Origin of the sequence: Azospirillum brasilense (genome assembly GCF_008365405.1) — a bacterium.
GTDB classification, from domain to species: Bacteria; Pseudomonadota; Alphaproteobacteria; order Azospirillales; family Azospirillaceae; genus Azospirillum; species Azospirillum brasilense_D.
The window spans coordinates 246,095-252,189 of sequence record NZ_QOKV01000008.1; the positions used below are offsets into that span (position 1 = coordinate 246,095).

8 protein-coding genes are annotated in these 6,095 nt (G+C 68.1%); 4 read left to right on the plus strand and 4 right to left on the minus strand.

Features of this window, described 5'->3' with window-relative positions; all coding sequences use genetic code 11:
* The first annotated feature begins 19 nt into the window (after nt 1-19).
* On the plus strand, nt 20-247 hold the full coding sequence (pspB, locus tag DS837_RS15245; protein WP_149165526.1) for an envelope stress response membrane protein PspB: 228 nt from the start codon (nt 20-22) through the stop codon (nt 245-247).
* 45 nt (nt 248-292) lie between these two features.
* On the plus strand, nt 293-694 hold the full coding sequence (pspC, locus tag DS837_RS15250; protein ID WP_149165527.1) for an envelope stress response membrane protein PspC: 402 nt from the start codon (nt 293-295) through the stop codon (nt 692-694).
* A 72-nt stretch (nt 695-766) separates the two neighbouring features.
* Here the strand turns inward: pspC and DS837_RS33085 are convergent, their stop codons facing one another.
* From DS837_RS33085 to DS837_RS15265, 4 genes are all read right to left on the minus strand, one after another.
* A complete protein-coding gene (locus DS837_RS33085; protein WP_014239103.1) occupies nt 767-889 on the minus strand; it encodes a hypothetical protein in 123 nt (40 codons plus the stop codon).
* Nucleotides 890-1,026: 137 nt separating this feature from the next.
* Nucleotides 1,027-1,554, minus strand: coding sequence for a hypothetical protein (locus DS837_RS15255; RefSeq protein WP_247889941.1), 528 nt, complete (start codon nt 1,552-1,554; stop codon nt 1,027-1,029).
* Between the two features lie 7 nt (nt 1,555-1,561).
* A complete protein-coding gene (locus DS837_RS15260; RefSeq protein WP_211102240.1) occupies nt 1,562-2,185 on the minus strand; it encodes a hypothetical protein in 624 nt (207 codons plus the stop codon).
* A 264-nt stretch (nt 2,186-2,449) separates the two neighbouring features.
* Nucleotides 2,450-4,003 (minus strand): diguanylate cyclase, encoded by a 1,554-nt coding sequence (locus DS837_RS15265; protein WP_149165528.1) that lies wholly within the window; start codon nt 4,001-4,003, stop codon nt 2,450-2,452.
* Between the two features lie 333 nt (nt 4,004-4,336).
* Between DS837_RS15265 and DS837_RS15270 the strand changes: the two genes are divergently transcribed.
* Together DS837_RS15270 and DS837_RS15275 are read left to right on the plus strand one after the other, a co-directional pair.
* Entirely contained in the window at nt 4,337-4,810 is a 474-nt protein-coding gene (locus DS837_RS15270) for a DUF411 domain-containing protein (RefSeq protein ID WP_149165529.1), read from the plus strand.
* A gap of 113 nt (nt 4,811-4,923) precedes the next feature.
* Nucleotides 4,924-5,628: a phosphatase PAP2 family protein gene (locus DS837_RS15275; protein WP_149165530.1), complete on the plus strand. Its 705-nt coding sequence runs from the start codon at nt 4,924-4,926 to the stop codon at nt 5,626-5,628.
* The last annotated feature ends 467 nt before the right edge of the window (nt 5,629-6,095 follow it).

Consider the following 6,095-nt stretch of genomic DNA (forward strand, 5'->3'; position numbering starts at 1 on the left):
CAAGAAAGGCCGTCCCCCGATGAGCGGTTTCAGCTTCGTCCTCGCGGCGCTCTTCATAACCGTGGTGGCACCGCTTTGGATCATCTTCCACTACATCACCAAATGGCGCGGGCAGCGTGGGTTGTCGGCCCAGGACGAGCAGCTTCTGGCCGAACTGTGGGACATCTCGAACCGCCTGGAAGGCCGCATCCACGCGCTGGAGCGGGTGCTCGACGCGGAGTCGCCCAATTGGCGCGACAAGCTCTGAGCCTGCCGCATTCCACGATCAATCCGACCTGACGGGAGCCCGACGATGAACCGTTCTTCGCCTTACGACTCGCCCAACCCGCACCGGCTCTTCCGTGATCCGCAGCGTGGCGTGGTGGGGGGCGTGTGCGCCGGCATCGCCGATTATTTCGGGTTCAAGCCTGCATTGGTGCGGCTGGCTCTGGTGCTGGGCCTGTTCTTCTTCATGCCGCCGGTGATCCTCGCCTACGTGATCGCGGTGCTGGTCCTGCCGGTCAAGCCACCGGCGGTCTACCGCAATCCGGAGGAGGAGGCCTTCTGGCGCGGCGTGTCGATCAAGCCCGACCGCACCCTGGCCGGCTTGACGCAACGCTTCCGCGATTTCGAAAAGCGCGTGGGGAACCTGGAAGCGCATGTCGCTTCCAAAGAGTACGAACTCAACCGCGCGATCCGCAACCTGGACCGCTGACGGCAGCCCCGGAACGCCTCCGGGGCAAAGCCGCCGCCTGACCGCAGCGCCGCCTGTCGCGGCGCCGGGGGATCAGCGCCGACGGCGGTTCCGGCTGCGCACACGCACCGGCTTCATGGCCGGGCGGGCGGCAGCGAGGCCGGCGAGGGCCGCAGCCATCGCTCCAACGAGCACGACCAGATCGAGATCCATCATGGCTCCTCCGCTTGACCCGATCAGAATGACGCAACTGTGAAGGACATGGTAGCGAAAAGAGGTGACAGCAACCGTCCGTCCGGCAGATGACCGCCACCGGGGCTCCCCCAAACGGGGAAGCCTATCCGTCCGAGTCGTCAATCGAGGTAAGGACTCACCGAAAGAATGGAGAAGCCCTTGTGCTCGGGATGGCGGGCGTTGGTCTTCTCCCGCGCCTTCGTCTCGTCCAGTCCCCAGACCAGAAAACGACGGCCCCTCTTCCAACGGTCCAGCGCCGTTCTCTCCAGGCCGCCGGTGACGCGCGCGCCATAGTCGGCGTGGGCCACCGTCACCACCCATCCAGCATCCGCCGGCGTCCGCCGGTCATCGAGGACATAGACGCGCCGGTCCTCCGCGCCCGCCGCCGCCAGACGCTGCTCCAGATCCTCGCAGGCCAAGTCGATGGATGCCTTGCGGCGCCGCGCCGCGCGCAGCTCCCGCGCCTGGTCCAGCGTGGCGCGGGCAAGGCGCTTGAGGCGTTCCACCTGTGCCTGGCGGCGGGCCGCGGCGTTGACGATGCGATCCTCCGCCGTCCGGAGCTGCCGCCGCGCCGACAGGAGCGAGGCCGCCAGCGTCGCCACGCCGACCAGTGCGGAGAAGAGATGCAGCGTCGATGGATGGCCCACGGCGCCCTCAACTCGCCATCGCCAGGGGGCGGGGATCGCCCGACCCGGCTTTGCCCTGGCTGGCGCCCGTCCCGCCGGTCGTGATCGACGCGCCCTGAGGCGTTTCCTGAATCCGCAACACCACATAGCCGAAGGCGGGCGGGTAGCGCCGCTCGATCTCGGCGCGGGCCACCGGCATGGTGCGCGCCCACACCTCGACCGTCTGGGGCCGTGCCCAGCCGGAGTCGATGAAGGCGTGCTGCGCCTGCTGGTTGGCGCCGCCGCCGACATATTTGTTCGCGACCTGCGCGATGTAGCAGGGCGTGCCGGCGACCTCCTCACCGATCAGCCGCCGGAGCTCATCGCCGCGGTGCTGAAGGTCGCGCAGGCGCCGTTCCAGCGTCTGACGGCGGCGCGTGGCGTCGCCGATGTCCCGCTCGGCCTTGCGCAGATCGTCGATGCGCTGCGTCTTGCGCGCCTCGAACCCGGCTTCCAGCTTGGCGCGGCGGGTGATGGTGTCCTGCAGGCGGCCGGTGCCGAGCCGCCGCTCGATCGCGCGCTCGCCCAACAGGGCCGCCGCCTTGCCGATGCCGAAGCCCAGCCCGGCCAAGGCGAGCGCCAGGAACAGCGCCTGACCATAATCGTTCCACATGGCTGAGACCCTGATCCCCCGAAAAGAACCGGAGCGGAAGCGGCCCGGAGCCGGTTCGCCGCTTTCACCGTCTCATGGTGTCGAGAATGGAGGAGCGGTAATCCACGCCCTCTGGACCTGCAACGCCTAAGTGCAGGGCGAGTGAAGTTTGCAAACTTCGTTCACGTCAGGGAAATTTCCGTATCCGCTCTGTTTCCGCATCGTGTGCGGACCGCAAGAAAGCGGTTCTATGTTTTCACAAACCGCATCCGCCATGGCGGCGCATCACGAACAGGGCGGCGGATGCGGCTCGTCGGCCACGCACACGCGGTCCCGTCCGGCCAGCTTGGCCTCGTAGAGCGCGGCGTCGGCGCGGCGCAGGGTCTGTTCGATGGAGGGCTCCGCGGCGCTCCACTCGGCCACGCCCAGGCTGGCGGTGATGGGGATGGCCCGGCCGTCGGTCATCACCGGGCTTCCGGCGATGGCGGCGCGCACCCGATCGGCCACGATGCGCGCCCCGGCAAGGTCGGTCTCGGGCAGCAGGGCGACGAACTCCTCCCCGCCGAAGCGGGCGAGTTGGTCCGAGGTGCGCAGGGCCTCGCGGGCGCGGACCACCACCGTGCGCAGCGCCTCGTCCCCGGCGGCGTGGCCGTGGCCGTCGTTGACCGCCTTGAAGTTGTCGAGATCGAGCAGGAAGACGCTGAGCCGCCGCCCGTGCCGATGCGCCCGTCCCAGCTCCGCCGCGGCGAGGTCCAGGAAATGCCGGCGGTTCCACACGGCGGTCAGCGGATCGACGGTGGCCAGCCGCTCCAACTTGGCGTTCGCCGCCTCCAGCGCGCGGGTGCGCTCGGCGACGCGGGCCTCCAGCGTCTCGTTGGCCTCGCGCAGCCGCTCATACAGGCTGACGTTGGCGAAGCTGAGGGCGATCTTGGAGGCGAACACCTCGACCAGCCCACGGTCCACCTCGTCCAGAGGCCGGTCGGTGTGAATCCACGCCGCCACCTCGTGCCCGTCCGGCACGCGGATGAACAGGGTCGTCTCGTTGGCGCCGTAATGGCTGCGGCGGCTGCGGAAGGCATCAGTGATGCGATCGGCGAGGGCCGGCGGGATGACCGCTCCGGTTGGCGACGCCGTCTGCCCGGCCGCCTCGGCGTAGCAGCCGGCTCCGGCCAGCACGTAGAAGGCGCCGTCCGGCAGCGGCCGGCCGGTGGCGCCGCGCTGGGCGCACAGGATGGCGTCGGGCTTCACGCGCAGGAAGGCGGACAGCTGGGTCAGCACCCCGGCCGCGAACTGCTGCATGCAGCGCAGTTCGAACAGGCGGTCGGTGGATTGGATGATCTGCTGAAGCCCGCGGCGGTTGGTCTCCAGCGCCACGATGTCGGCGTAGGCGCGCAGGGCCGCGACGACGGAGGTGAACAGCTTCTTCGCCGTCAGCTCCGCCTTGGACTTGTAGTCGTTGATGTCGTAGGCGAGGACCACGTCCTCTTCCGGCGCCTGTCCCGGCTGGCCGGTGCGCAGGATGATGCGGATGGCGTTGTTGTTGAGATCCTCGCGGATGGTGCGGACCAGCCGCAGCCCGGCGTCGTCCGTCTCCATCACCACGTCCAGCAGGATGATGGCGACGTTGGGCGTGCAGCGCAGGACGGCGGCGGCCTCGCCTGCCGACAGGGCGCTGACGAGCGACAGGCGCCGCCCCTTGTAGCACAGGCCTCCCAGCGCCAGCCGGGTGACCGCGTGAACCTCCGGATCGTCGTCGGCGATCAGCACGATCCACGGCTCCGCCCCGTCCTCGGGCGGCGGCGGTTGGTCGTCGTCTGCGAACAGAAGGTCGGTTTCCATGCTGTGCGTTCCGCCCGTCCTGCCCGTCCGTTCAGCTTGCCCGTCCGTTCGGCCTGTTGCCGGCCAACAACCGGTTCCCGGCGGTGCCGGTCAAGGTTTGCCACGCGGATTGCTGCCATTCAGCGGTAACCGATGCAACTTCACCTGCGCAACGGGTTCGTTGTCCTTATGGAATGAATTTCGTCCTTTCGCAACCGTCGGTCCGCGGTATGTCGTTTGACCACGATCAAAGCGGGCGGCGGCGGCGGGCGGCAAACTGCGTTGAAACGGGGTGGCCGCAAGCCATCTTTCCGCGAGACTGTGGAGCGGGTGTTGCGAATGTTGGATCGTCGGATGTTTCTCACGGCCATGGGGGCCAGCCTGACGGTGGGCGCCCTGGCCATCGCGGTGCGCGGTCTGGCCGGCACGGTCCCCGCCTCGGCGTCCACCAGCGCGGCGAAGCCGGAAGTCTTGGTGTGGAAATCGCCGACCTGCGGCTGCTGCGGCGGCTGGGTGGACCACATGCGGGCCGCCGGCTTCCCGGTGACCGTGCAGGAGGTCGACGATGTGGAGCCGGTGAAGATGCGCCTCGGCGTGCCCGCCACGCTGCAGTCCTGTCACACCGCCCTGGTCGGCGGCTATGCGCTGGAAGGCCATGTTCCCGCCGACAGCGTGCAGCGGCTGCTGCGCGAACGCCCGGCGGCGGTCGGCCTCGCCGTTCCGGGCATGCCGCAGGGCTCGCCCGGCATGGAGACGGGGGTGAAGGACCCCTACGACGTCGTTCTGTTCGGCGCGGCGGGCGGCGACAGCGTGTACGAGCGGCGCTGACTCTTCCGGAATAAGACCGATAACCGGCGCCCTCCGGGCTTGCCCTTCCGTTCCTTGCTTCCAGCGGTTGGCCTTGCAAAGGCCGACCGGCTTGACGGAACGGAGGGAACGGCGTGACCACGGCATTCGATCTGGTCATCATCGGCTGGCTGAACGGCTACAGCCGCGCCAGCATGGCGGCGGACAAGACCATTTATGTCATCGCTCAAAGCGACCTGCTGAAGGGCGGCGTGCTGATGGCGCTGCTGTGGTGGTGCTGGACCCGGCGCAGCGGGCGGCTGATCGGGCCGGACCTTTATTCGGTGAAGACCATCGCCGGGGCGCTGCTGGCCATCGCCATCGGGCGCGGGATGCAGAACTTCCTGCCGATGCGCCTGCGCCCGGTCCATGATCCGGAGTTGGGCTTCGTCGTTCCGTATGATGTGAACGCCTGGGCGGTCGATGGCTGGAGTTCCTTTCCCAGCGACCACGCCGTGCTGTTCTTCGCGCTGGCCGCGGCCCTGTGGTGGTCGAACCGGCTGGTCGGGGCCTTCGCCTTCCTGTGGACGCTGGTGGTGATCTGTCTGCCGCGCGTCTATCTGGGGCTTCACTTCCCGACGGACATCCTGGCCGGCGGGGTGGTCGGTGTCCTCATCATGGCGGCGGTTCTGACCGTCCCGGTGCCGGAGCGGTTGACCCGCCGCGTCCTCGATTGGCAGGAGACGCAGCCGGGGATCGTCTACGCGCTGGCCTTCCTGGTGACGCTTCAGATGGCGACTCTGTTCGCCAACGCCCGGCGGCTGATCGAGGGGGCGATGACCGTCCTTCTGGGCTCGTGATGCGGTGCAGCGAAAAAATGCCGGTCGATGGAAAAAAGCGCTTGCCGGGCTAATCCAACCCGCCTATAACCCGGCTCCCACGACGCCGGGGCCGCTGAGAAGCGCGACGGCGGCAAGGGAACGGCAGAGATGCCGAAGACGAGACGAAGTAACGTCGGGCCAACGTGAAAACAAAGGCTTGACAGAGCAAGTCGGATCTTCTAGATACAGCGCCCCGACGCGCCGCACCGGACTCCGGTGGCGCAGCGCGGGACGGGCAGCGGTCCTTGATGAGGATCGCGGGATCTTGGATATCGTTGATACCGTGTTGTGAGAAGGGATGCGCAGGCGGCGGTTTTGGCCGTTGGCCGCGGACCGGTTCCGGAGAGGGACTGGCATCGCGGGTCGCTTGAGCATCTCGGTCAAGCAGTAAGAGACGAACAGTTTCGAAAGCTTGGGTTGAGGTCGCGTTGAGCGGCCCTGTCAAG